A 22,770-nucleotide genomic window follows, 5' to 3' on the forward strand; every position below is an offset into this window, starting at 1 on the left:
GCGTACATGACCAGCATCGACATCAAGGAAGACTCGATCCCCGCCCCCCGCTCGGGCGAGGAGCGGAGCGGCAGGCTCCTGGACGTGAAGGACCTGCACGTCGAGTTCCACACCCGAGACGGTGTGGTCAAGGCCGTCAACGGCGTCAACTACAGCGTGGACGCGGGCGAGACGCTCGCCGTTCTCGGTGAGTCGGGCTCCGGCAAGTCGGTCACGGCCCAGGCCATCATGGGCATCCTCGACATGCCGCCGGGAAAGATCCCGCAGGGCGAGATCCTCTTCCGCGGCCAGGACATGCTGAAGATGTCCAACGAGGAGCGCAGGAAGACCCGCGGCCGCAAGATCGCCATGATCTTCCAGGACGCGCTGAGCTCCCTGAACCCGGTTCTCTCGGTGGGCTACCAGCTCGGCGAGATGTTCCGCGTGCACGAGGGCGCGAGCCGCAAGCAGGCCAAGGCCAAGGCCATCGAGCTGATGGACAAGGTCAAGATCCCGGCCGCCAAGGAGCGGGTGAACGACTACCCGCACCAGTTCTCCGGCGGCATGCGCCAGCGCATCATGATCGCGATGGCGCTCGCCCTGGAGCCGGACCTGATCATCGCCGACGAGCCCACCACGGCCCTCGACGTGACGGTCCAGGCGCAGGTCATGGATCTGCTCGCGGAGCTCCAGCGCGAGTACAACATGGGCCTGATCCTGATCACCCACGACCTCGGCGTCGTCGCCGACGTCGCGGACAAGATCGCGGTCATGTACGCGGGTCGGATCGTCGAGACGGCGCCGGTGCACGAGCTGTACAAGCGCCCGGCGCACCCCTACACCCGGGGTCTGCTCGACTCGATCCCGCGCCTTGACCAGAAGGGCCACGAGCTCTACGCGATCAAGGGCCTGCCGCCCAACCTGCTCAAGATCCCCGGCGGTTGCGCGTTCAACCCGCGCTGCCCCAAGGCGCAGGACATCTGCCGTACGGAGATCCCGGCCCTGGTGCCGGTCACCGAGCAGGACGGCGCGGAGCTGGCCGGCCGCGGCAGCGCCTGCCACTTCTGGAAGGAGACGATCCATGGCTGAGCCGAAGAAGCTCTCGAAGGCCGACGAGCCGCAGGACGCGACGCCCAACGTCTCCGAGGTGGAGACGGTCGACGCGGCCACCGCCGAGGAGGCCGTCGCGGCCATCGAGGCGCCGGTCGAGCGCGGCGAGCCGATCCTCCAGGTCCGCAACCTGGTGAAGCACTTCCCGCTCACGCAGGGAATCCTCATCAAGAAGCAGGTCGGCGCCGTCAAGGCCGTCGACGGCATCTCGTTCGACCTGTACCAGGGCGAGACGCTGGGCATCGTGGGCGAGTCCGGCTGTGGCAAGTCCACGGTCGCCAAGCTCCTGATGACCCTGGAGCGGGCCACCGCCGGTGAGGTCTTCTACAAGGGCCAGGACATCACCAAGCTGTCCGGGCGCGCGCTGAAGGCCGTCCGCCGCAACATCCAGATGGTGTTCCAGGACCCGTACACGTCCCTGAACCCCCGCATGACGGTGGGCGACATCATCGGGGAGCCCTTCGAGATCCACCCCGAGGTGGCTCCCAAGGGCTCGCGCCGCCAGAAGGTCCAGGACCTCCTGGACGTGGTGGGCCTGAACCCGGAGTACATCAACCGCTACCCGCACCAGTTCTCGGGCGGTCAGCGCCAGCGCATCGGCATCGCGCGCGGTCTGGCCCTCAACCCCGAGATCATCATCTGCGACGAGCCGGTCTCGGCCCTGGACGTCTCCGTCCAGGCCCAGGTCATCAACCTGATGGAGAAGCTCCAGGACGAGTTCAACCTCTCCTACCTCTTCATCGCGCACGACCTGTCGATCGTCCGGCACATCTCGGACCGCGTGGGCGTGATGTACCTCGGCAAGATGGCGGAGATCGGCTCGGACGAGCAGATCTACGAGCACCCGACGCATCCGTACACGCAGGCGCTGCTCTCCGCGGTGCCGGTGCCGGACCCGGAGGCTCGTGAGGGCCGCGAGCGCATCATCCTCACCGGTGACGTGCCGTCCCCGGCGAACCCGCCCTCCGGCTGCCGCTTCCGCACCCGCTGCTGGAAGGCGGAGGACAAGTGCGCGAAGGAGGTCCCGCTGCTCGCGATCCCGCAGCGGTTCGCGGGGCAGGACACGCCCGCGGCGCACGAGTCGGCGTGCCACTTCGCCGAGGAGAAGGCGGTGCTGGTCGGCTAGCGCACGACCCAGCCGTACCTGACGGGGAGCGCCCGGGACCTGATCGGTCCCGGGCGCTTCCCGTTCCGCCCGCGGTCCTCGCCGCCTTCCGCGCGCCGCTGATGGAGCGCCAGGCGGACGAGCCCGTCGACTCGGCGGAGGCGGCGGGCCGCTGGATCGCCCGGCGCGAGGCGGAGCGCGCGGTGGACTCGGCGTACGCCTTCGCCGTCGTGGATGCCGGGGACCGGCCCCTCGGCCAGGTCGCGGTGGGGGCGGTCAACCGCGCGCACGGCACCGGCTGGGTGTCGTACTGGACGGTGCCGCGCGCCCGCGGCGGGGGCGTGGCGGTACGCGGCTGCGCGGCGCTCGCCCGCTGGGCCTTCACCGAACTCGGCCTGTTCCGCCTGGAGCTGGGCCACCGCACCGACAATCCCGCCTCGTGCGGCGTGGCCCGCGCCGCAGGGTTCGCCGTGGAGGGGGTGCAGCGGCAGAAGCTCGCGTACGACGGGGTGCGGTACGACGTGGAGCTGCACGCCAGGCTCGCCTCCGACCCGGTGCCGGGAAGTCGTCTGTAACATCCCGCGTCCGCCCGGCGTGTATGAGTCAGAAGCGGCGGGCGGAGGCGCGCGCCGGACGAGGGATGGACGGGGGACGATGACGACGCGGTCCGAAGAGGCAGAGCGGGGACAGGGCGCCGACTTCGACGCGTTCTACGCCGCCACGGCCAAACGCCTGGTCGCCACGGTCTACGCGATGACCGGCGACCTGGCGGAGGCGGAGGACGCGGTGCAGGAGGCGTACGTACGGGCGTGGCAGCGGTGGGAGCGGCTCACCTGGGAGGGGGATCCGCTGCCGTGGGTGCGGACGGTGGCGTCCCGGCTTGCCATCAGCACCTGGCGGCGTACGCGGAACCGGGTGCGCGCGCAGTTCAAGCACGGGCCCGGCGACGACGTCCCCGAACTGTCCGCCGATCGGGTGGCGTTGGTGGAGGCTCTGCGTCAACTCCCGCCCCAGCAGCGGCAAGTGGTGGTCCTGCACCACCTCCTCGACCTCCCCGTGGAGCAGGTCGCACGGGAGACCGGCGCCTCCAACGGCGCCGTCCGCACCCGGCTGAGCCGGGCCCGCAAGGTATTGGGCGAACGCCTCACCGACACGACGGCGTTCCGCACGGAAGGGGCGGCGAACCATGGCTGAGATCAGGGGGCGGCAGGCCCGGGTCGAGGAGCTGCTCGACGACGTTCCGCTGCGCATGCCGGACGGCGCGGAGCTGCGGGCCAGGGGCGGCAGGCGGCAGACCAGGCGTCGCGTGGCGCTGTCCGCGGCGGCGGTCGCGGTCGTGGCGGGCGCGGTGGTGTGGGCGGCGGGGCCCGGGGGCGGGGACGGGGGCAGAGACGTGCGTCCGGCGGGGCCCTCGCGTTCGTACGGACAGGGCGACACCCCGTACAAGAAGGACGGTGTCGTGCACCTGCTGCGGGCCAAGGAGCTGCCGCTGTACGGAACGTGGCACTGGCAGGAGCGGGACCGCGGCGGCGACGTGGACCTGCCCCTGGGGAAGGTCGGCATCGACGACGTCGGCTGCACGCCCACCGGAGGGGGGAAGGAGCCCGACCAGAGCCGCTTCACCCGCATGTACCGGGGCGACGAGAACGCCGCCGCCCGTCACCGCTACGCGGAGTTCCGCTCGGCCACCGACACCGACGCGGTCGTCCGCCACCTGCGCAACGTCCTCGGCGACTGCGGCATGGAGCGGCGCGGGAAGGGCGCGGACGCGTACTACACGGGCACGGGTACGGGCCCGAGGTCCCACCTGCGCGTGTACCTGGAGCACGGGCGCACGTGGGTCTCGGTGGTGGAGACGGTGGACGACTTCGACCGGTCGTCCTGAGGGTGGCCCGGCTCCGGGCGCCGCGCCCAGCTCGGGTCAGGGGGAGGCGCGGGCCGGAGCCGGGTCGCTGTGCGGGCTACAGCGACTTGCGGGCCGCCGGGATCGCCAACTCGGAGGCAGGCTCGGGGAAGTGGCACGCCGTCAGGTGGCCGTCCCGGTTGCCGTCGAGCTGGAGCAGCGGCGGGCTGTCCGTCGCGCACTTGGCCTCCGCCTTCCAGCAGCGCGTACGGAAGCGGCAGCCGGAGGGCGGGTTGACCGGGGACGGCACGTCGCCGGTCAGCAGGATGCGTTCGCGGCGCGGCACGTCGTCCGCGGTCGCCTCGGGGACGGCGGACAGGAGCGCCTTGGTGTAGGGGTGGCGCGGATTCCCGTACAGGTCCTCGCGGTCCGCGATCTCCACGATGCGGCCGAGGTACATCACGGCGACGCGCTGCGAGAAGTGCCGCACGACGGCCAGGTCGTGGGCGATGAAGAGGAACGCGATGCCCAGGTCCTGCTGGAGCTGCTGGAGCAGGTTGACCACCTGCGCCTGGATGGAGACGTCCAGGGCGGAGACCGGTTCGTCCGCGACGATCAGCTTGGGTTCGAGCGCCAACGCCCGTGCCACGCCGATGCGTTGGCGCTGTCCGCCGGAGAACTCGTGCGGGAAGCGGTTGAAGTGCTCGGGGTTGAGCCCGACCGTCTCCAGGAGTTCGCGGACGCGCGCCTCCCTGCCGCCCGGCGGTTCGATGCCGTTGACCTCCATCGGCCCTGAGATGATCTTGCCGACCGTCTGCCGGGGGTTCAGCGAGGCGTACGGGTCCTGGAAGATCATCTGGATCTCCGAGCGGACCGGCGCCAACTGCTTGCGCGTGGCGTGCGCGATGTCCTGCCCGCGGTAGGAGATCTTGCCCGCGGTCGGCTCCAGGAGGCGCGTGACGAGGCGCCCCGTCGTCGACTTGCCGCAGCCGGACTCGCCGACCAGGCCGAGGCTCTCGCCCTCGGCGACGGTGAAGTCCAGGCCGTCCACGGCCTGCACCGCGCCGATCCTGCGCCGGAACGGGAAGCCGCCCATCACCGGGAAGTGTTTGGTCAGCCCGCTGACATCCAGGAGAGGAGTGGGAGTGGTGCTGCTCATCGTCGTGAAGTCCCGTCTCTTGTACGTCAGTCGGTGCGCGTGCCCGCGAAGTCGGCGAAGAACTCGGTGCGCTGTTCCGCCGTGAGGTGACAGGCGGCGCCGCGGCCCTCGGAGAGCGACAGGAGCGGCAGTTCGTCCGCGCAGCGCGTGCCGCCCACCTGCTCGGTGAACGTGCACCTCGGATGGAAGCGGCAGCCCGTGGGCGGGTTGAGGAGGCTCGGCGGGGTGCCGGGGATGGGCGAGAGCGGCACGTCCACCGGACCTTCGAGCGAGGGCATGGATCCCAACAGGCCCCAGGTGTAGGGGTGCTGGGGCGCCCGCAGGACCTCCTGCTTGGTGCCGCGCTCCACGCACCGGCCGCCGTACATCACCAGGACGTCGTCCGCGATGTCCGCGATCACGCCGAGGTCGTGCGTGATGAAGATGATCGACGTGCCGAACTCCTGCTGGAGTTCCTTGAGCAGGTCCATGATCTGCGCCTGGACCGTCACGTCGAGCGCCGTCGTCGGCTCGTCGGCGATCAGCAGCGACGGGTCGCAGACCAGCGCCATCGCGATCATCGCGCGCTGGCGCATGCCGCCGGAGAACTGGTGCGGGTAGTCGTCCACGCGCAGATCGGGCTGCGGGATGCCGACCTTCTTCAGCATCTCGATCGACCGGTCGCGCGCCTCCTTCTTGGAGGCGCCTGTGTGCTTGCGGAACGTCTCGCCGATCTGGCGGCCGATCGTGTGGTACGGCGACAGCGAGGCGAGCGCGTCCTGGAAGATCATCGCCATCTTGTTGCCGCGCAGCCGCTCCAACTCCCGCTCGGTGGCGGTGAGCAGCTCCTGGCCGTCCAGCAGGATCTCGCCGTCGATGACGGCACTGTCCTTGTGGTGCAGGCCGAGGATGGCGAGGTTGGTCACGGACTTGCCGGAGCCGGACTCGCCCACGATGCCGAGGGTCTTGCCCTGTTCGAGGTCGAAGTCGAGGCCGTCGACGGCCTTGACCATGCCGTCCTCGGTGGAGAAGTGGACGTGCAGGTCGCGCACGGACAGGAAGGGGGTACTCATCAGTTCTCGCTCCCTGAGCCCTAGGCCAGCCGCACGCGCGGGTCGATCAGCGCGTACAGGGCATCGACGATGATGTTGAAGACGACGATCGCCGCCGCGGCCACCAGGACCACGCCGAGCAGCAGGGGCAGGTCGCTGGTGTCGACCGCCTTCACGGAGAGTTCGCCGATGCCGTGCAGGGCGAAGGTCTTCTCGGTGATGATGGCGCCGCCGAGCAGCACCCCGAGGTCGAGGCCGAAGATGGTGACGATCGGCCCCATCGCGCCGCGCCAGGCGAAGCGGAAGAACACCGTGCGGCGCGAGAGCCCCTTGGCCCTGGCCGTGCGGACGTAGTCCTCGTTCATCGACTCGACCAACTGGGAGCGCGCCATGCGCGTGTAGTTCGCCGTGAAGATCAGCGCGAGCACCAGCCAGGGGATCAGCAGCCCGGAGAACCAGGCGGCGGGGTTCTCGGAGACCGGCGTGTACGAGGGCCGGTCCAGGAGGTGCAGCTGGTCGGTGAAGACGTAGACGGCGAAGACGCCGACGACGTAGATCTGCATCGACGACGCGATCAGCGACGCGGACGAGGCGATCTTGTCGACGGCCTTGCCCTGCTTGATGGCGGCCAGCATGCCGGTGCCCACGCCGAAGACGACGAACACCACGGCGGCGCCGAGCGAGAGGGACACGGTGGTCGGGAAGCGGTCCAGGATGGTGGCGAGGACGGGCTCGCGGTTGCGGAACGAATAGCCGAGGCACGGCGCGTCGCAGAAGCCGTAGGTGTCGTAGTCGCGGCCGACGAACAGGCCCTCGAACCAGTGCCAGTACTGCACCGGCACCGGGTCGGCGATCCCCAGGTTGTGCTTCACCAGCGCCAGCGTCTCGGGCGGGCAGACCTTGCCGCAGGCCAGACGCGCGGGGTCGCGCGGGGCGGTGTAGAAGAGGAGGAAGACGATGGCGCTGATGATCAGCAGGATCACCGCGCCGCCGACGATGCGGCGAATGAGGAAGCGGAGCATGGGAGTTGGGATTCCTGACGGATGCCGTTAGGGGGTGGTGTCCGGGGCGGACGCCCGTGCGGGAGTCCGCCCCGGGGGCCGGTCGTCAGACCTCGACGTACACCGTGGTCAGGCCTTGACGAACACCTTGGAGAGCAGCGTGGCCGCGAACTGCGGGTCGTGGATGGCGCCGCCGACCTTGGAGCCGTGCAGGTACCAGCGGCGCTGGAAGGTCTCCGGGATGATCGGCACGACCTCCTTCATGATCCGCTTGTCGAGCGCGGCCCAGGCCTTGCCCGCTTCCTGGGGGTCGGAGATGACCGAGTTCTTCTTGATCGCCTCGTTGATCCAGGGGATGTTCACCTGCGAGACGTTGTTCTGACCGTCGCCGATCGCGTCGCCGTCGAACAGCGGCTGCATCATGGTGTAGGCGGTCGGCCAGTCCGGGGACCAGCCGAACCACATCACGTCGAACTTGTTGTCCAGGCGCTGGGCCTGGTCGTAGAAGTCCGTCGAGTTGAGCGGCTTGATGACCGGGTCGAAGCCCGCGGCCCGCAGGTTCTTCTCGATGACGATCTTGGTCTTGTCGTACGTGGGGCGCCGCGGGAAGGCGTACACGATCTTCGTGCCGAGCTTGCCCGCCTTCTTCAGGATGTCGTGCGCGCGCTTCACGTCGCCCTGCGGCTTGTCGAGCTTGCCGTACAGGTCGAACTTCTCGCGGCCGATGATGTCGGGGCTGAGGATCGTCGTCGCGTACTCGCCCGCGCTGGTACCGCCGTAGATCTTGCGGCTCTGCTCCAGCGGCCAGGCGATCAGGAGGGCCTTGCGGACTTCCAGGTCGGGCACCCGCTTCATGTTGATGGCGAAGTAGTAGGTGCCCGTCGACAGGCCGCTGAAGCTGCGCGCCTTGATGTCGGGCGTGGTGAGCACCTTCTGCATGCGCTCGGCCGGGATGGGCTCGTAGATGGCGACCATCTGCTTGTCGTTGCCCTGGTCCGCGATGAAGCGGTCGCAGGACTCGAGGCCCGTCGGACCGAACTCGAACTCGAAGCCGTCCGGGTAGCCGTTGCGGATCGGGTCGGTCTTCGGGTCCCAGTGCTTGTTGCGCGTCAGCGTCATCGACTTGTCGATGGAGCGGGCCTTGAGGATGTACGGGCCGCAGGAGAAGGGCGCCTTGTCGTACTTCTCCTTGGTGTCGTGCTTCACCGGGGTGGGGGAGTACGAGGTCATCGCCAGCGTGAAGTTGAAGTCCGGGCGGGCTTCCTTCAGCTTGAAGGTGATGGTCTTCTTCGCCTTGTCGGTGACGATCGAGTCCAGGTGCTTGCCCTTGTACGGGCCTTCGTACTCGTCACGCCACTTGGCGCCCTTGCCGGTCAGCGCCATCTGGACGAAGGTGGCGCTCTCGGTGATGAACGAGGCCCACAGGCGCTCGATGCCGTGCCGGACGTCGTCGACCGTCAGCTCGCTGCCGTCCTGCCACTTCAGGCCGTCCTTCAGCGTGAAGGTCCAGGTCTTGTTGCCGTCGGACGCCTTGCCGGTGTCGGTGGCGAGGTCGCCGACGAGGGTCTGGCGGCCCTTCATGTCGGTCTTGTAGCCGGTGAGGGCGCGCGCGAAGAGCATGGCGATCGAGGAGTTGTACGCGAAGTAGATGCGCTGCGGGTCCATGTGCGACACGTCGTCCTCGGCGACGCCGTAGATCGTGCCGCCCTTCTTCGCGCCGGGGACCTCGGCGGCGGGGCCAGTGGAGTCCTCCGCGGTGCCGATCTTCACGTTGGCGCCCGTGTACTCCGTGGCCCCGCCGTGCGAACCGCCCTTGCCGCCGCCCGAGTCACCGCTGCTGCACGCGGAGAGGACGAGCGAGCCGCCCGCCGCCACCGATGAGGCGATGAGGAGGTTTCTGCGGGAGATTGCCATGTTGCTACCAACCCTGTGTGTGAAGGAGGAAGAGCGGAGAAGGCTGAGAAGGCGGAGAAGGTGGACCGGCACGCCCCCCCGTCGGGCGGGCCGGTCACGAGAGCGTCAGCGCCTGGTCTTCGGGTCGAGCGCGTCGCGCACCGAGTCGCCGAGGAGGTTGAAGGCGACCACGAAGATCACCATGGCCAGACCGGGGAACACCATGAAGGTGATGTCGTCCTGGTAGTACTTCGAACCGTTCTGGATCATCACGCCCCAGTCCGGCGTGGGTTCTTCGAGTCCCACGCCGAGGAAGGCGAGTCCGGCCTCCGCGGTGACGAACAGCGGCAGTGCGAGGGTCGCCTGGATCAGGATCGGCGTCCACAGGTTGGGCAGCAGCTCCTTGAAGATGATGCGCGCGGGAGACGCTCCCGTGACCTTCGCCGCCTCCACGAACTCCCTTTCTCGCAGGGCGAGTACCTCACCCCGAAGGAGCCGTGCCATGGGCGCCCAGCCGAACGCGGTCATCACCGTGATGAGGCTGGTGACGATCAGCCACATCGGGGTCTTGTCCTCGGGGCTGACCAGGATCGAGATCATCACCGGGAAGAAGGCGATGTAGAAGAGCGTGGAGGGGAAGGCGAGCAGGATGTCGATGATCCGGCCGATGAGGTAGTCGGTCTTGCCGCCGAGGTATCCGGCGGTGATGCCGACGACCACCCCGAGCAGCGTCACCAGGAGCGTCGTGACGGCCGCGATCAGCAGGGAGTTGCGGATTCCGTAGAGCAGGAAGGTGAAGACGTCGCGGCCCAGGGTCGGCTCGACGCCGAACCAGAAGTTGCCGTCGATGCCGCCGTTCGCCTTGACCGGATAGCCGAACTCGTTGAGCAGCGAGGGGTCGTCGAGCCCGTACGTCGTGTACGGGTCCTTGCCGTACGCCTTCGCGATCAGCGGCGCGCACAGGGCGATCACGAAGAAGAAGACGACCACGCCGGCGGCGATGACGCCGGACTTGTCCCGCTTGAACCGGGTCCAGGCGAGCCGTCCGGGTGAACGGCCCTTGCTGCCCTGGTCGTTGGGCGAGGCAGACGCGCTGTCGACGGCGTCCGTCACTTCAAGCGTGGCGGCATCGACGGGAGTTGGCGAGGTCATGGCACTCCAGGCCCGGCAGGGTCGTCAGGAATCCGCAGGACAACCGGGCGCCTACGGGCTAGGCGCGACTTTCGCAAGGCATTTCCCGCGCGGTCAATGAATCGTCGGGCCCCTTGAGTCGACCTTGGGATCCTTTACCGCAACTTTGCGCAAGGTTGGCATGCCCATTGCCTTGGCGTAATCAAGCGTGATGGACAACTCGGATTGTTCATGACAAGCCGGGCAATGAGTCCGTTATACGGGCGCCACTGTCTCGGAATGCGTACATCCGGATGGGCTCCGACTCGTACGGGTGGGCTAAATATGCGGTTCATTCCTCCTGCGGCGATATTTGGCGGTAAGTGAGACAGGTCACGTATCGCGGAGCTTCAGGACAGCTTCAGGACAGGAGGACTCCATGCGTGGAGCCACGCACGCCAAGTGGGCCGCAGGTGCGGTCGCCGTCGCCCTCGCGGCGACGGCCTGTGGTGGCGGGGGGAGCAGCGGCGGTGGCGGCGACGGCTCCGGCATCGTGAGCTCCTCCTGGGGCGACCCGCAGAACCCGCTCGAACCCGCGAACACCAACGAGGTCCAGGGCGGCAAGATCCTCGACATGGTCTTCCGCGGCCTGAAGCGGTACGACCCGAAGACCGGCGAGGCGAAGGACATGATCGCCGACTCGATCGAGACCAAGGACGCGCAGAACTTCACGGTCAAGATCAAGGACAACTGGAAGTTCAGCGACGGCGAGAAGGTCACCGCCAAGTCCTTCGTGGACGCCTGGAACTACGGCGCGAACCTCAAGAACAACCAGAAGAACGCCTACTTCTTCGGTTACATCGATGGCTACGACAAGGTCCACCCGGAGAAGGGCGACGCGAGCGCCCAGACCCTCTCCGGGCTCAAGGTCGTCGACGACAAGACCTTCACGGTCAAGCTCAGCCAGAAGTTCTCCACCTGGCCCGACACCCTCGGCTACCCGGCCTTCTCCCCGCTGCCCAAGGCGTTCTACGACGACCACGACAAGTGGCTCTCCAAGCCCGTCGGCAACGGCCCGTACACCGTGGACTCGTACACCAAGGGTTCCAAGATGTCCCTGCGCAAGTGGGACGGGTACCCCGGCGACGACAAGGCGCAGAACGGCGGTGTGGACATGAAGGTCTACACCGACAACAACACCGCCTACACCGACCTGATGGCGGGCAACCTCGACCTCGTCGACGACGTCCCGGCCTCGCAGCTCAGCAACGCCAAGAACGACCTCGGCGACCGCTACATCAACACCCCCGCGGGCATCATCCAGACCCTCGCCTTCCCGTTCTACGACAGCAAGTGGAACAAGCCGGGCACGGAGAAGGTCCGCCAGGGCCTGTCCATGGCGATCAACCGCGAACAGATCACCGAGGGCATCTTCCAGAAGACCCGCACGCCCGCCACCGACTGGACCTCGCCCGTCCTCGGCGACGACGGCGGCTACAAGGACGGGCTCTGCGGCGACCCCTGCACGTACGACGCGGCGAAGGCCAAGAAGCTCGTCGCCGAGGGCGGCGGCATCCCCGGCGGCCAGCTCAAGATCTCGTACAACGCGGACACCGGCTCCCACAAGGAGTGGGTCGACGCCGTCTGCAACTCCATCAACAAGGCGCTCGGCAACGACAAGGCCTGCGTCGGCAACCCGGTCGGCACCTTCGCCGACTTCCGCAGCAAGGCGTCCAAGCAGGAGCTGGACGGCGCCTGGCGCGCGGGCTGGCAGATGGACTACCCGCTGATCCAGAACTTCCTCCAGCCGACGTACTACACGGACGCCCCGTCCAACGACGGCAAGTACGACAGCAAGGAGTTCGACAAGCTCGTCGACCAGGCCAACGCGGAGACCGACAAGGCCAAGGCCGTCAGTACCTTCCAGGACGCCGAGAAGGTCCTGGCCAAGGACATGCCGGCCATCCCGCTCTGGTACCAGAACGGCAGCGCCGGCTACTCGGACAAGGTCTCCGACGTCGCGCTGAACCAGTTCAGCGTGCCCGTCTACAACGAGATCAAGGTCAACTGAGACGCCGGGAGCGGCCGCCGTCCCCGCGCGGGCACCGGCGGCCGCTCCCCCTAATTCCGGAGCCCCCATGGGACGTTATGTGATCCGGCGTCTGCTGCAGATGATCCCGGTCTTCTTCGGCGCCACGCTGCTGATCTTCCTGATGGTGAACGTGATGGGCGACCCCGTCGCGGGCCTGTGCGGCGACCGCAAGTGCGACCCCGCCACGGCCATGCAGCTGAAGAAGGAGTTCGGCCTCGATAAGCCGGTGTGGCAGCAGTACCTGACGTACATGGGCAACGTCTTCACCGGTGACTTCGGCACCGCCTTCAACGGCCAGAAGGTCACCGAACTGATGTCGGCGGCCTTCCCCGTCACCATCCGGCTGACCATCGTCGCGATCGTCTTCGAGATCGTCATCGGCATCTCGCTCGGCGTGCTCACGGGGCTGCGGCGCGGGCGCCCGGTCGACACCGTCGTCCTGCTCGTGACGCTCGTGGTGATCTCCGTGCCCACCTTCGTCACCGGGCTCGTGCTCCAGCTGGTGCTCGGCGTCCAGTGGGGGGTCATCAAACCCTCGGTGTCCAGCGAGGCGCCCTTCGACGAACTGCTCGTCCCCGGACTCGTCCTCGCCTCGGTCTCCCTGGCGTACGTCACCCGGCTCACCCGCACCTCCATCGCGGAGAACCGGCGCGCCGACTACGTCCGCACCGCCATCGCCAAGGGCCTGCCACGGCGCCGCGTCATCACCCGGCACCTCCTGCGCAACTCCCTGATCCCCGTCGTCACCTTCATCGGCACGGACGTGGGCGCGCTGATGGGCGGCGCGATCGTCACCGAGCGGATCTTCAACATCCACGGGGTCGGCTTCCAGCTCTACCAGGGGATCCTCCGCCAGAGCACGCAGACCGTCGTCGGCTTCGTGACCGTCCTCGTCCTGGTCTTCCTGGTGGCCAACCTCATCGTCGACCTCCTGTACGCCGTACTCGACCCGAGGATCCGCTATGCCTGAACCCAAGGAGCCGCAGGGCGCCATCGCCGCGACCGGTGCGGGCGGCGCGATGGACCTCGCCACCAGCGAGGCGACCTCCCTGACCCCGGGCGGGCCCGACGGCACGGGCCCTTCGGCGCCCGCGCGCAGCCTGTGGTCCGACGCCTGGCGGGACCTGCGGCGCAACCCGATCTTCATCGTCTCGGGCCTGATCATCGTCTTCCTCGTCGTCATCTCCCTGTGGCCCTCGCTGATCGCCTCCGGCAACCCGCTCGACTGCGACCTCGCCAACCGCCAGAAGGGCTCGTCGCCCGGGCACCCCTTCGGCTTCAACGAGCAGGGCTGCGACGTCTACACGCGGGTCGTGTACGGCACCCGGGTCTCGGTCACCGTCGGCGTCTGCGCCACGCTCGGCGTCGCGATCCTCGGCAGCGTGCTCGGCGGGCTCGCCGGGTTCTTCGGCGGCGCGTGGGACGCGATCCTCTCCCGGATCACCGACATCTTCTTCGCCATCCCGGTCGTCCTCGGCGGTCTGGTGCTCCTGTCGGTCGTCACCAGCTCCACGGTCTGGCCCGTGGTCGGCTTCATGGTGCTGCTCGGCTGGCCGCAGCTCTCCCGCATCGCGCGCGGCTCCGTCATCACCGCCAAGCAGAACGACTACGTGCAGGCGGCGCGGGCCCTCGGCGCCTCCAACTCGCGGATGCTCCTGCGCCACATCGCGCCGAACGCCGTCGCCCCGGTGATCGTCGTGGCGACCATCGCCCTGGGTACGTACATCGCGCTCGAAGCCACGCTCTCCTACCTCGGCGTCGGCCTGAAGCCGCCGACGGTGAGCTGGGGCATCGACATCTCGGCCGCGTCCCAGTACATCCGCAACGCCCCGCACATGCTGCTCTGGCCGGCCGGCGCGCTGGCGATCACGGTGCTCGCGTTCATCATGCTCGGCGACGCGGTGCGCGACGCCCTCGACCCCAAGCTGAGGTAGGCGGACATGGCAACCGTGGCATCCGAGGCCGTCGTACCCGGGGCGCCGGGGGCGGACACGCTCCTCGAAGTACGCGATCTGCACGTGGAGTTCCGCACCAGGGACGGGGTCGCCAAGGCCGTCAACGGCGTCGACTACAGCGTCGCGGCGGGCGAGACGCTCGCCGTCCTCGGCGAGTCCGGATCCGGCAAGTCCGTCACCGCCCAGGCCATCATGGGCATCCTCGACGTCCCGCCGGGCAGGATCACCGCGGGCGAGATCCTCTTCCGGGGCAGGGACCTCCTCACGCTCAAGGAGGAGGAGCGGCGCAAGGTGCGCGGCGCCGGAATGGCGATGATCTTCCAGGACGCGCTGTCCTCGCTGAACCCGGTGCTCAGCGTCGGCGAACAGCTCGGAGAGATGTACGTCGTCCACAAGGGGCTGTCCAGGAAGGACGCCAAGGCCAAGGCCGTCGAGCTGATGGACCGGGTGCGCATCCCGGCCGCCAAGGAGCGGGTCGGCCAGTACCCGCACCAGTTCAGCGGCGGCATGCGCCAGCGCATCATGATCGCCATGGCGATGGCGCTCGAACCCTCGCTGATCATCGCCGACGAGCCGACCACCGCCCTCGACGTCACCGTCCAGGCGCAGGTGATGGACCTCCTCGCGGAACTCCAGCGCGAGATGAACATGGGCCTGATCCTCATCACCCACGACCTCGGGGTCGTCGCGGACGTCGCCGACACCATCGCCGTCATGTACGCGGGCCGCATCGTCGAGAAGGCCCCCGTCCACGAGATCTACCGGGCGCCCGCCCACCCCTACACCCGGGGCCTGCTCGAATCCATCCCGCGCCTGGACCAGAAGGGCCAGGACCTCTACGCGATCAAGGGCCTGCCGCCGAACCTGATGAACATCCCGCCGGGCTGCGCCTTCAACCCGCGCTGCCCCATGGCCCAGGACATCTGCCGCACCGACGAGCCACCGCTCGCGCAGGTCACGTACGAGGGCCTCGTCGCCGACCGCAGGAGTGCCTGTCACTTCTGGAAGGAGACGATCGATGCGACACGGTGAAGGCGGCGAACCCGTGGGCGACAAGCCGGCCCAGGAGCCCATCCTCCAGGTGCGCGGCCTGGTCAAGCACTATCCGCTGACCCAGGGCATCGTCGTCCGCAAACAGGTCGGCGCGGTCAAGGCCGTGGACGGCGTCGACTTCGAGCTGACCCAGGGCGAGACGCTCGGCATCGTGGGCGAGTCGGGCTGCGGCAAGTCGACCGTCGCGAAGATGCTCGTCAACCTGGAGCGGCCGACCGCGGGTGAGATCCGGTACAAGGGCGAGGACATCACCAAGCTGTCCGGGCGGGCCCTCAAAGCGGTCCGGCGCAACATCCAGATGGTGTTCCAGGACCCCTACACCTCGCTGAACCCGCGCATGACGGTCGGCGACATCATCGGGGAGCCGTACGAGATCCACCCCGAGGTGGCCCCGAAGGGCTCGCGCCGCCGGAAGGTGCAGGAGCTGCTCGACGTGGTCGGGCTCAACCCCGAGTACATCAACCGCTATCCGCACCAGTTCTCCGGCGGCCAGCGCCAGCGCATCGGCATCGCGCGCGGTCTCGCGCTCAGGCCCGAGGTGATCGTCGCCGACGAGCCGGTCTCCGCGCTCGACGTCTCGGTGCAGGCCCAGGTCATCAACCTCCTGGAGAAGCTCCAGAACGAGTTCGACCTGAGCTACGTCTTCATCGCCCACGACCTCTCCATCGTGCGGCACATCTCCGACCGGGTGGGCGTGATGTACCTGGGGCGCATCGTCGAGATCGGTTCGGACGAACAGATCTACGAGCACCCCACGCACCCCTACACCCAGGCGCTGCTCTCCGCCGTGCCGGTGCCCGACCCCGAGGCGCGCGAGCACCGGGAGCGGATCATCCTGAGCGGCGACGTGCCCTCGCCCGCCAACCCGCCCTCCGGCTGCCGCTTCCGCACCCGCTGCTGGAAGGCACGGGAGCGGTGCTCCCTCGAAGTGCCCGAGCTCGCGGTGCCCGCGGAGTTCCGCATCGGCGGCGGACCGGCCGCGCACGACTCGGCGTGCCACTTCGCGGAGGAGAAGCAGGTCGTGCCGTAGCCGGTCCGGTCCTTCACAGGCCCAGCGAGCGCTTCAGGAAGTCCACCTGGAGCAGGAGCAGGTTCTCCGCGACCTGCTCCTGCGGCGTCATGTGCGTGACGCCGGACAGCGGGAGCACCTCGTGCGGGCGGCCCGCGGCGAGCAGCGCCGATGACAGCCGCAGGGTGTGCGCCACCACCACGTTGTCGTCGGCGAGGCCGTGCACGATCAGCATCGGGCGGTGCGGCTCGGCCGCGTCCACGATGCCGTCGTCCCAGACCAGGGAGTTGTGGCGGTAGACGTCCGGAGACTTGTTCGGGTCGCCGAGGTAGCGCTCCTCGTAGTGGGTGTCGTAGAGCCGCATGTCCGTCACCGGGGCGCCGACCACGGCCGCGTGGAAGACGTCGGGGCGGCGCAGCGCGGCCATCCCTGCCAGGTAGCCGCCGTAGGACCAGCCGCGGATCGCCACCCGGTCCAGGTCGAGGGGGTACTCCCCGCTCGCCGCGAGCGCGTGCAGCGCGTCGACCTGGTCCTCGAGGGTCAGCGTCAGGTCGTTCTTGATCGACTTCTCCCAGCCGGGGGAGCGGCCCGGGGTGCCCCGGCCGTCCGCCACGATCACCGCGAAGCCCTGGTCGGCGAACCACTGGGAGGTGAGGAAGATGTTGTGCGCATGCTGAACGCGCTGACCGTGCGGGCCGCCGTACGGATCGAGCAGTACCGGAAGCGGCCCGTCCGTCGCCTGGTATTCCGTGGGGAGCAGGACGGCGCACGGGATCTTCCGTGCGCCCCCTTCGGTGAGCGTCACGCGCGGCGTGAGCCCCGGGCGCCGCGCGTGTGAGGCGACGGTCGCCACCTGCTTGCCGTCGCGCAGCACCCGCACCTGGGAGCCCGGGCGGTCCAGCGAGGCGGAGACGAGGACGGTGAGGCCGCCCGCGCGGACCGCCGAGTGCACCCCGGGCTCCTGGGAGAAGCGCTCCACGCCCAGTTCGTTGACGCGGTAGACGTGGATCTCGCCGGTCTCGGGATCGGCCGCGGCCTCGCCCGCCGACGCCGAGATCAAGACATCTTCCTCGGTCACGTCGAGGACCGCGCGGACGTGCAACTGCGGCCCCGTGAGCGGCCGTTCGCCCCACGCGAGGACCCGGGCGCCGCCCTCGTCCACGATGCGCACCAGCTTGCCGCTGGGGGACCAGCAGGGGGCGCCGGGGAAGAGGTCGAGCCAGGCCGTCTGTGGATCGGCGTCCTCCGCGTGCACCATCCCCGTGGAGCCGTCGGCCGGGTTCACCGCGAGGTAGAGCTGGCCGCACTGGTCGCGCGACTGCACGAGCAGCAGCGGCGCACCATCCGCCGACCAGTGCACACGTGCGAGATAGGGGAAGCGGACCCGGTCCCAGACCACCTCGGTGCGGGTGCCGTCCAGGCCGAGCACGAAGAGGCGTACGTCCGCGTTGTCCGTGCCCGCGGCCGGGTACGCGACCCGCTGGGGCGCACGCTCCGGGTGCGCGGGATCGGCGATCCACCAGCGCCGCACGGGGGAGTCGTCGACCCGGGTCACCAGCAGCCGGTCGGATTCGGGCGACCACCAGAAGCCGCGGTAGCGCGCCATCGACTCGGAGGCGACGTGCTCGGCGAGACCGTATGTGACGGTTTCTTCCTGGCCGGATTCAGGCGCCGCGAGCGCCCTGTCCCCGGTGCCGTCGGCGCCCGTCACGCGCAGCGCGCCCCCGGCGACGTAGGCGATGTGCCGCCCGTCGGGCGACGGCCGCGGGTCGAGCACGGGCCCCGGAGCGGGGAGTTCGCGCGTCGTGCCCGCGCGCAGCTCGGCCGCGAAGAGCCTGCCCGACAGCGCGAAGGCCGCCAGCTCCACGGCGGCGTCCGTCGCGTAGCCGACGATGCCCGACGCGCTCTCCCTGCTGCGCTCGCGTCGCGTGCGCTCCTGCGCCGAGAGCTGCTCCCGCGCGCCGCCGAGCAGCGCCCCCGGATCGGCCGCCACGCGCTCGCCGCCGCCGTCCGCCACGTCGAGGACCCAGAGCTGGTGCGTGCGGTCCGTACCGGACGGGGAGCGCAGGAAGGCGACCCGCGACCCGTCGGGCGCCACCGTGAACGCACGCGGCGCGCCGAGCGTGAAGCGCTGCGTGCGGGCATGCTCGCGCGGGAAGGAGAGCCGCTGTGCCGGGCTCTCGTCGGGCCTGGTGATTCCGGGGTTCTCGGTGGTCATCCCCCGAGCCTAGGCCGCATGCGCCCCCCTGTGCTGCCGTGCTCCGACTCATGCGTCCACACGGATAGTTATGATCCGTAGCGCTTGGTGGGTATGAACCTGCTGGCGTGCGTCCGCACTGGGTTACGGCAACGACTTGGAGGTGACCGCCGTGGCACTCTCGATTTCGGCGGTGGTGCTGCTGGCGATCATCGTCTTCCTGTTGGTCAAGAAGTCAGGGCTGAAAGCCGGGCACGCGGTGGTCTGTACGCTGCTCGGCTTCTACCTGGCGAGCTCGTCGGTCGCGCCGACGATCAGCGAGCTGACGACCAACGTGGCGGGGATGATCGGCGACATCAAGTTCTGACCCCTCCCCGTGGTGCTCGTAGGGTGGTCCCATGACGGAACTGCCCGCCCGGCGCCTGCTGCTCGTGCACGCGCACCCCGACGACGAGTCGATCACCACCGGCGCGACCATGGCCACGTACGCGGCCGACGGCGCCCACGTCACGTTGGTGACCTGCACGCTCGGCGAGGAGGGCGAGATCATCCCGGCCGAGCTCGCCCATCTCGCCGCCGACCGCGAGGACTCCCTGGGCGCCCAGCGCATCGGGGAGCTCGCGGCCGCCATGCGGGAGCTGGGGGTCACCGACCACCGCTTCCTCGGCGGCACCGGGCGCTACCGCGACTCCGGGATGATGGGCGCCGAGCAGAACCACCGGGCGGGCGCCTTCTGGTCGGCCGACCTCGACGAGGCGGCCGCGTACCTCGTCGAGGTGATCCGCGAGGTCCGCCCGCAGGTCCTGGTGACGTACGACCCGGACGGCGGCTACGGCCACCCCGACCACATCCAGGCGCACCGCGTCGCGATGCGGGCCGCCGACCTCGCCGCCGAGCCCGCCTTCCGCGCGGACCTCGGCGAGCCGCACACCATCGCCAAGATCTACTGGAACCGCGTCCCGCGCTCCGTCGCCGACGAGCGCTTCGCGCGCCTGCCCGACGCGCTGCGGTTCTCGCCCTTCACCACCCCTGCCGTCGTCGAGGACGTGCCGGGCGTCACCGACGACGAGCGCGTCACCACCGAGATCGACGGCACCGCCGTCAAGGCGGCCAAGGCGGCGGCGATGCGCGCCCACGCCACCCAGATCCAGGTCAGCGAGCCGCTCTTCATCCTCTCCAACGACCGCGCGCAGCCGATCTTCGAGGTGGAGTACTTCGAGCTGGTGCGGGGAGAAGTGCCGACGGGGGACGGTGGTCGTGAGCACGATCTGTTCGCCGGCCTCGAAAGGGTGACGGATGTGGCTGAGGTGACCGCGCTGTGAGTACGCGTTCTCGTGCGTCGTCGGGAGCCGGTGCTCCCAAGCCCTCGAAGACTCCTGCCGGTGCCGGTGCCGGTGCCGGTGCCGGTGCTAGTGCTGGTGACTCCGGTTCCGGTTCCGCTTCTGGTGCCGCGGCCGCCGTGCCGGCCGGGAGCTTCCTCGCACAGCCCCTGCGGGCGGGGCGACTTGCCGCCTACGCCGGGCTCTTCGTGCTCGGCGCCCTCGTCGGTGTGGCCGGGGCCCTCGTCCAAGGCGGCTTCTTCCCCGCCGGGTTGCTGCTCGGGCTCCTCGGCGCCGCCGGCGCCTTCTACGGCGGCGCGTGCGCGATCGGCACCAGAGCGGGCGCCGTGGCGCCCGCCGCGGGCTGGCTCGTCGCCGTCGTCCTGCTGACGTCCACCAGACCCGAAGGCGACTTCGTCTTCGCCGCGGGACTCGGCTCCTACGGCTTCCTGCTCGGCGGCATGGCGGTGGCTGTGATGTGTGCCACGCTCGCCCGGCCGTCGCAACCGGGCGGCTCCGCCGCCCGACTTGGCAAGTGACGTACCACTTCGGCCCGTGTCCCGCACGGGTTTGACGCCGGTCACAGGATGAGTGCCGACGGCGGCCAGTATGGTGGTGCGGCCGCCGAGCCTCCCCCACCTCCGGCCGGGGGGACCCCCTGCGAGAGGCCGAGACGGGCGGCGGAACCAACCGGGAGAACCTGCCTTGAGTCGTGAAACTGACAGTTCGTCCTCCGGGCCCCAGGGGCGCGGTGGAGCCGCATACCCTTCGGGGACGCCGCCGTACGGCTCCCCCGCACAGGGCGCTGCCGGTGACGGCGGCGCGGACGGTGCGCGGCGGCAGGCCGCCGACGAGCGGCCGGACGAGCCCGAGACCCAGACCACACTGACCACGCGGATCCGGATCAACATCCCCGGATCGCGCCCCATCCCGCCGGTCGTCATGCGGACGCCCGTCGGTGAAGGTGACGCCTCGCGCGGGGACGACGAGGACCGCCGTGAGCCCCCCGCGCCGGGCGCTCCGGGCGCGGCCGAGGCGGGCCAGGACCCGTCGGCCGGGGGCTCGCTGGCCTCCGGCGGCGGCGCGGGTGCCCGCCGTGCGGCCGGTGACTCGCTCGGTTCCGGTTCGGCTTTCGCCACGGGTGCGTCGCAGGCTTCGTCCGGTGGCGTCGGCGGTGCGTCGGCCGGTGCGGGTGGCGCGGCGGCCGAGGAGAAGACCAGCGACTGGTTCGCGCCGCGCAAGTCCGCGCCGCGCGGCGGCGAGGGCGCGCCGGGCACGGGCGCGGGCCCGTCGGCCAACGGCGGCTCCCCGGGCGCCGGTTCGGGGGCTTCCGGCGCGGGCGGCTCGGGTGCCTACGACGTGTCCGGCGCGGTGGCGTCGGGCCCCCTCGGCGCCGGTGCCCCGCAGGGCGGTGACCCGACGCGCGGCGACCTGCCGTACTTCTCCGGCGGCGCGGACGACTTCCGCGGTCAGGGCGCGCGCGGTCCCGCGGGCCCGACGGGCGGTCCGGTGACCGGCGACAGCCCGCTGGGGCCGCCCACGCCCCCGGGAGGCCCCACGGGCCCCGGCGGGCCCCAGGGCGCCGCCAACTCGGCGGGCAGGACGCCCCGTTCCGGCGGCATGAGTGACGACACCGCGATCCTGACGCCGCAGAAGGCGGGGCCCGTCTCGCCGCCGCCCGGCGGCCCGCGTCCGCCCGCCTCTGGCGGTCCCGAATCCCTGCCCGGCGGCCCCGGCGCGCCCACGCCCGGCGGCAATGTCTCCGGCGAGACGCTGACCAGCGGCATCCCCGTCGTACCGCCCGCCCAGGACACCTCCCCGTTCGCGCCGGGCGCGCAGGCGGACGGGCCGGGCGCGCACACCCCGCCGAAGCTGCCCGAGCCGGTCCGCTCGGACGTGCCGCCCGCCGCGCCCGCGGCGAAGAAGGCGAAGAAGAAGGGCCGCAGCAAGCTGGTCCTCGTCGTGGTCGCCGCGGTCGTCGTGGGTTGCGGGGCGTACGGCGCGGGGCTCTTGATGAACCACGCCGACGTACCGAAGGGCACCACGGTGCTCGGCGTCGACATCGGCGGCGGCACCCGCGACGAGGCCGTCAAGAAGCTCGACGCGGCGCTCGGCGAGCGCGTGACCAAACCCCTGAAGCTGTCGGTGGCGGGCACGCCCGTCACCCTCAAGCCGGACCAGGCGGGGCTGACCCTGGACAGCCAGTCGACCGTCCGCGAGGCCGCGGGCAGCGACTACAACCCCGTCTCGGTGGTCGGCTCGCTGTTCGGCGGCGAGCGGGTCGTCGAACCGGTCATGCCCGTCGACGAGGAGAAGCTGGCGGCCGCCCTGGAGCGCGCCGCGGGCGGCTCGGGCTCGGCGAAGGAGGGCACGGTCAAGTTCGTGCCCGGCAAGGCCGTCCCCGTCTACGGCAAGGTCGGCAAGGGCATCGACGCGGGCGCCTCGGCGACCGCCGTCGCGCAGGCCTACAAGAAGCAGGTCGAGACCGGCAGCGCGGGCACCGTCCAGGTCCCGGTCACCACGCGCAAGCCGACGGTCGCCAAGGCCGAGGTCGACAAGTTCATGACCACCTTCGCCAAGCCCGCGATGTCCGCCAACGTCACGATCTCGGCGGGCGGCAAGTCGATCCCGTTCGGCCCGGCGAAGTCGCTGCCGAAGATCCTGGAGACGAAGGTCCTCAAGGACGGCACGCTCCAGCCGCACTACGACCTCGAAGAGCTCAAGAAGCTCTACGGCAACGTCTTCGACGGCGTGCTGATCCAGCGCGGCAACGGCGACAAGACGCCGGTCCAGCCGACCGACGTGGCCCAGGCGATGGGCAAGGCGCTGCTCGGCAAGACGCCCGCCGAGCGGGTCGGCGTCATCGAGACGAACGCGAGCTAGCCGCCGCCCGACGACTCCGGCATGACAGATG

Annotated in this window: 20 protein-coding genes; 14 read left to right on the forward strand and 6 right to left on the reverse strand. The window is 70.0% G+C overall.

From position 1 onward, the window contains the following. The first annotated feature begins 6 nt into the window (after nt 1-6). The 5 genes from KY5_RS26485 (at nt 7) to KY5_RS26505 (ending at nt 4,079) form a co-directional block, all read left to right on the forward strand. Nucleotides 7-1,068 (forward strand): ABC transporter ATP-binding protein, encoded by a 1,062-nt coding sequence (locus KY5_RS26485; RefSeq protein WP_098244572.1) that lies wholly within the window; start codon nt 7-9, stop codon nt 1,066-1,068. Then, nucleotides 1,061-2,215 carry an ABC transporter ATP-binding protein gene (locus KY5_RS26490; RefSeq protein WP_098244573.1) on the forward strand — a complete coding sequence of 385 codons (1,155 nt, stop codon included), beginning with the start codon at nt 1,061-1,063 and terminating at the stop codon, nt 2,213-2,215. Before KY5_RS26485 ends, KY5_RS26490 begins: the two co-directional genes overlap by 8 nt. Nucleotides 2,216-2,316: 101 nt before the next feature. Beyond that, on the forward strand, nt 2,317-2,769 hold the full coding sequence (locus tag KY5_RS26495) for a GNAT family N-acetyltransferase (protein ID WP_098244574.1): 453 nt from the start codon (nt 2,317-2,319) through the stop codon (nt 2,767-2,769). Between the two features lie 79 nt (nt 2,770-2,848). Further along, the gene (locus KY5_RS26500; RefSeq protein WP_098244575.1) at nt 2,849-3,388 is read left to right on the forward strand and encodes a SigE family RNA polymerase sigma factor; all 540 of its coding nucleotides are present in this window, start codon (nt 2,849-2,851) and stop codon (nt 3,386-3,388) included. Beyond that, a complete protein-coding gene (locus KY5_RS26505) occupies nt 3,381-4,079 on the forward strand; it encodes a hypothetical protein (RefSeq protein ID WP_098244576.1) in 699 nt (232 codons plus the stop codon). Before KY5_RS26500 ends, KY5_RS26505 begins: the two co-directional genes overlap by 8 nt. A gap of 76 nt (nt 4,080-4,155) precedes the next feature. Here KY5_RS26505 and KY5_RS26510 read toward each other — a convergent pair whose 3' ends face one another. The 5 genes from KY5_RS26510 to KY5_RS26530 form a co-directional block, all read right to left on the reverse strand. Beyond that, on the reverse strand, nt 4,156-5,196 hold the full coding sequence (locus tag KY5_RS26510) for an ABC transporter ATP-binding protein (protein WP_098244577.1): 1,041 nt from the start codon (nt 5,194-5,196) through the stop codon (nt 4,156-4,158). 26 nt (nt 5,197-5,222) lie between these two features. Continuing rightward, nucleotides 5,223-6,248: an ABC transporter ATP-binding protein gene (locus KY5_RS26515; protein WP_098244578.1), complete on the reverse strand. Its 1,026-nt coding sequence runs from the start codon at nt 6,246-6,248 to the stop codon at nt 5,223-5,225. A gap of 20 nt (nt 6,249-6,268) precedes the next feature. Then, a complete protein-coding gene (locus tag KY5_RS26520) occupies nt 6,269-7,249 on the reverse strand; it encodes an ABC transporter permease (RefSeq protein WP_098244579.1) in 981 nt (326 codons plus the stop codon). 108 nt (nt 7,250-7,357) lie between these two features. Then, on the reverse strand, nt 7,358-9,142 hold the full coding sequence (locus KY5_RS26525) for an ABC transporter substrate-binding protein (RefSeq protein WP_098244580.1): 1,785 nt from the start codon (nt 9,140-9,142) through the stop codon (nt 7,358-7,360). Between the two features lie 105 nt (nt 9,143-9,247). Beyond that, a complete protein-coding gene (locus tag KY5_RS26530) occupies nt 9,248-10,273 on the reverse strand; it encodes an ABC transporter permease (RefSeq protein ID WP_199843250.1) in 1,026 nt (341 codons plus the stop codon). 397 nt (nt 10,274-10,670) lie between these two features. Here KY5_RS26530 and KY5_RS26535 point away from each other — a divergent pair, with 397 nt between their 5' ends. The 5 genes from KY5_RS26535 (at nt 10,671) to KY5_RS26555 (ending at nt 16,361) form a co-directional block, all read left to right on the forward strand. After that, the gene (locus KY5_RS26535; RefSeq protein ID WP_098244582.1) at nt 10,671-12,302 is read left to right on the forward strand and encodes a peptide ABC transporter substrate-binding protein; all 1,632 of its coding nucleotides are present in this window, start codon (nt 10,671-10,673) and stop codon (nt 12,300-12,302) included. Nucleotides 12,303-12,369: 67 nt separating this feature from the next. Continuing rightward, nucleotides 12,370-13,293 carry an ABC transporter permease gene (locus KY5_RS26540; RefSeq protein WP_098244583.1) on the forward strand — a complete coding sequence of 308 codons (924 nt, stop codon included), beginning with the start codon at nt 12,370-12,372 and terminating at the stop codon, nt 13,291-13,293. Then, entirely contained in the window at nt 13,286-14,257 is a 972-nt protein-coding gene (locus tag KY5_RS26545; protein ID WP_098244584.1) for an ABC transporter permease, read from the forward strand. The genes KY5_RS26540 and KY5_RS26545 overlap by 8 nt, the downstream gene beginning before the upstream one ends. A gap of 6 nt (nt 14,258-14,263) precedes the next feature. Next, nucleotides 14,264-15,310, forward strand: coding sequence for an ABC transporter ATP-binding protein (locus KY5_RS26550; RefSeq protein ID WP_098244585.1), 1,047 nt, complete (start codon nt 14,264-14,266; stop codon nt 15,308-15,310). Next, the gene (locus KY5_RS26555) at nt 15,297-16,361 is read left to right on the forward strand and encodes an ABC transporter ATP-binding protein (protein ID WP_098244586.1); all 1,065 of its coding nucleotides are present in this window, start codon (nt 15,297-15,299) and stop codon (nt 16,359-16,361) included. Before KY5_RS26550 ends, KY5_RS26555 begins: the two co-directional genes overlap by 14 nt. A 13-nt stretch (nt 16,362-16,374) precedes the next feature. Here KY5_RS26555 and KY5_RS26560 read toward each other — a convergent pair whose 3' ends face one another. Next, nucleotides 16,375-18,558: a prolyl oligopeptidase family serine peptidase gene (locus KY5_RS26560; protein ID WP_098244587.1), complete on the reverse strand. Its 2,184-nt coding sequence runs from the start codon at nt 18,556-18,558 to the stop codon at nt 16,375-16,377. Between the two features lie 151 nt (nt 18,559-18,709). On the opposite strand from KY5_RS26560, the gene KY5_RS26565 reads away from it, so the two are divergent. The 4 genes from KY5_RS26565 (at nt 18,710) to KY5_RS26580 (ending at nt 22,739) form a co-directional block, all read left to right on the forward strand. Next, nucleotides 18,710-18,904 (forward strand): hypothetical protein, encoded by a 195-nt coding sequence (locus tag KY5_RS26565; protein ID WP_055548403.1) that lies wholly within the window; start codon nt 18,710-18,712, stop codon nt 18,902-18,904. Nucleotides 18,905-18,935: 31 nt separating this feature from the next. Then, complete coding sequence (mshB, locus tag KY5_RS26570) at nt 18,936-19,859, forward strand: N-acetyl-1-D-myo-inositol-2-amino-2-deoxy-alpha-D-glucopyranoside deacetylase (RefSeq protein WP_098244588.1); 924 nt, start codon at nt 18,936-18,938, stop codon at nt 19,857-19,859. A 137-nt stretch (nt 19,860-19,996) separates the two neighbouring features. After that, nucleotides 19,997-20,395, forward strand: a complete 399-nt coding sequence (locus KY5_RS26575; RefSeq protein WP_098244589.1) for a DUF6113 family protein — start codon at nt 19,997-19,999, stop codon at nt 20,393-20,395. Nucleotides 20,396-20,561: 166 nt separating this feature from the next. Next, complete coding sequence (locus KY5_RS26580; protein ID WP_098244590.1) at nt 20,562-22,739, forward strand: hypothetical protein; 2,178 nt, start codon at nt 20,562-20,564, stop codon at nt 22,737-22,739. The last annotated feature ends 31 nt before the right edge of the window (nt 22,740-22,770 follow it).

Source organism: Streptomyces formicae, from assembly GCF_002556545.1.
Classification (GTDB): Bacteria; Actinomycetota; Actinomycetes; order Streptomycetales; family Streptomycetaceae; genus Streptomyces; species Streptomyces formicae_A.

Bases quoted from the DNA above. Each gene is read 5' to 3' on its own strand.
- KY5_RS26490 (WP_098244573.1), top strand. From the start codon at position 1,061: ATGGCTGAGCCGAAGAAGCTCTCGAAGGCCGACGAGCCGCAGGACGCG.
- KY5_RS26485 (WP_098244572.1), top strand. From the start codon at position 7: ATGACCAGCATCGACATCAAGGAAGACTCGATCCCCGCCCCCCGCTCG.
- KY5_RS26525 (WP_098244580.1), bottom strand. From the start codon at position 9,142: ATGGCAATCTCCCGCAGAAACCTCCTCATCGCCTCATCGGTGGCGGCG.
- KY5_RS26550 (WP_098244585.1), top strand. From the start codon at position 14,264: ATGGCAACCGTGGCATCCGAGGCCGTCGTACCCGGGGCGCCGGGGGCG.
- KY5_RS26505 (WP_098244576.1), top strand. From the start codon at position 3,381: ATGGCTGAGATCAGGGGGCGGCAGGCCCGGGTCGAGGAGCTGCTCGAC.
- KY5_RS26555 (WP_098244586.1), top strand. From the start codon at position 15,297: ATGCGACACGGTGAAGGCGGCGAACCCGTGGGCGACAAGCCGGCCCAG.
- KY5_RS26495 (WP_098244574.1), top strand. From the start codon at position 2,317: ATGGAGCGCCAGGCGGACGAGCCCGTCGACTCGGCGGAGGCGGCGGGC.
- KY5_RS26545 (WP_098244584.1), top strand. From the start codon at position 13,286: ATGCCTGAACCCAAGGAGCCGCAGGGCGCCATCGCCGCGACCGGTGCG.
- KY5_RS26510 (WP_098244577.1), bottom strand. From the start codon at position 5,196: ATGAGCAGCACCACTCCCACTCCTCTCCTGGATGTCAGCGGGCTGACC.
- KY5_RS26530 (WP_199843250.1), bottom strand. From the start codon at position 10,273: ATGACCTCGCCAACTCCCGTCGATGCCGCCACGCTTGAAGTGACGGAC.
- KY5_RS26560 (WP_098244587.1), bottom strand. From the start codon at position 18,558: ATGACCACCGAGAACCCCGGAATCACCAGGCCCGACGAGAGCCCGGCA.
- KY5_RS26535 (WP_098244582.1), top strand. From the start codon at position 10,671: ATGCGTGGAGCCACGCACGCCAAGTGGGCCGCAGGTGCGGTCGCCGTC.
- KY5_RS26540 (WP_098244583.1), top strand. From the start codon at position 12,370: ATGGGACGTTATGTGATCCGGCGTCTGCTGCAGATGATCCCGGTCTTC.
- mshB (WP_098244588.1), top strand. From the start codon at position 18,936: ATGACGGAACTGCCCGCCCGGCGCCTGCTGCTCGTGCACGCGCACCCC.
- KY5_RS26500 (WP_098244575.1), top strand. From the start codon at position 2,849: ATGACGACGCGGTCCGAAGAGGCAGAGCGGGGACAGGGCGCCGACTTC.
- KY5_RS26515 (WP_098244578.1), bottom strand. From the start codon at position 6,248: ATGAGTACCCCCTTCCTGTCCGTGCGCGACCTGCACGTCCACTTCTCC.
- KY5_RS26520 (WP_098244579.1), bottom strand. From the start codon at position 7,249: ATGCTCCGCTTCCTCATTCGCCGCATCGTCGGCGGCGCGGTGATCCTG.